Annotated in this window: 1 protein-coding gene; it reads left to right on the top strand. The window is 49.0% G+C overall.

Features of this window, described 5'->3' with window-relative positions:
• Positions 1–105 precede the first annotated feature (105 nt).
• Positions 106–1,026, top strand: a complete 921-nt coding sequence (locus tag ACT3TJ_RS17945) for an amidohydrolase family protein (RefSeq protein WP_441677547.1) — start codon at positions 106–108, stop codon at positions 1,024–1,026.
• Positions 1,027–1,170: the final 144 nt, after the last annotated feature.

The following is a 1,170-nucleotide window of genomic DNA, read 5'->3' as shown; positions in this document are numbered from 1 at the left end:
GTAAATAGCTTCAATTGCCGCTCTGAACCTGATGTATCTCAACTTCTCGTGCGTAATTAAGGACTGGCCATTGTATACACAGACTTCTAGAGAGGAGATGCCGCAATGGATGCCAAACAGCTACTCATAGATGCTCATCATCATCTCTGGGCTCTTGATGGCAGTGTTAGTTATCCTTGGCTTGAAGAGAAACCAGTAAGAGGCTTCTTTCTAGGCGACTATACATCAATAAAACGACCCTTCCTGGTTGAGGATTTGAAGCGCCATATTCCTAAGGGCTATCACTTGGCAGGCAGCGTACATTGCGAAGCCGAAGCACACCGCTCTCAACCTCTAAAAGAAACGGAATGGATTAACTCAGTCTATACAGACCATAAGCTCCCCACAGCTCATGTTGGCTGGGCTGAATTCGGAACCCCAAAATGTTCTGAGCAACTTGATGCCCAGATGAATTCGCCACTTTTCCGGGGCGTAAGAGCCAAGCCTGTCACAGCCGTAACATCAGCACAAATCAATCAAGTTAAAGGCAATGCCGGGAGCCTACAAGATCGCCAGTGGTGTGACGGGTTAATCATGCTAGAAGAGCGCAATCTTTCCTGGGATCTGCGTGTTCCCGCTTGGCACTTGAGTGACGCGGCAAAAACGCTGGAAGCGCGCCCTAAACTACGAGTTATCCTCAACCACACAGGGCTGCCTTGGGATCGAACTTCTCTGGGGGTCGACACTTGGCGTACGGGGATGCGCGCGCTAGCGGATAATCCCAATGTTGCAGTCAAGCTATCAGAGCTAGGTAGCCCTTGGCATGAATGGGACTATAAAGCCAACCTTGAGCTTCTCTGCGAAACTATCGATCTATTCGGGCCAAATCGCTGCCTCTTTGCTAGTAACTTTCCTGTTTCTAGCCTCGCAATAAGCTATGCAGACTGGCTAGGACTGGTCGAAGCTGCCATTTCCTTTTCCGCCCCCGATTATCGTCAAAACATACTTCACGATAACGCTTTGCATTGGTATCGGTTAACTAACTGAATACAGATGTATGAATATATCCACACAGGAGGTTTTATGACACTGCAAGGCACACAACTTATCGGTCAACAGGCCGTCACCGGTACTCAAGCCGATATTGTTGCCGTTAACCCGGCCACCGGCAAAACACTGGAACCACGTTAC

It is taken from the genome of Halomonas sp. AOP30-A1-24, from assembly GCF_052378165.1.
GTDB lineage: Bacteria > Pseudomonadota > Gammaproteobacteria > Pseudomonadales > Halomonadaceae > Vreelandella > Vreelandella citrativorans.
This window is presented reverse-complemented; position numbering and strand designations above follow the sequence as displayed.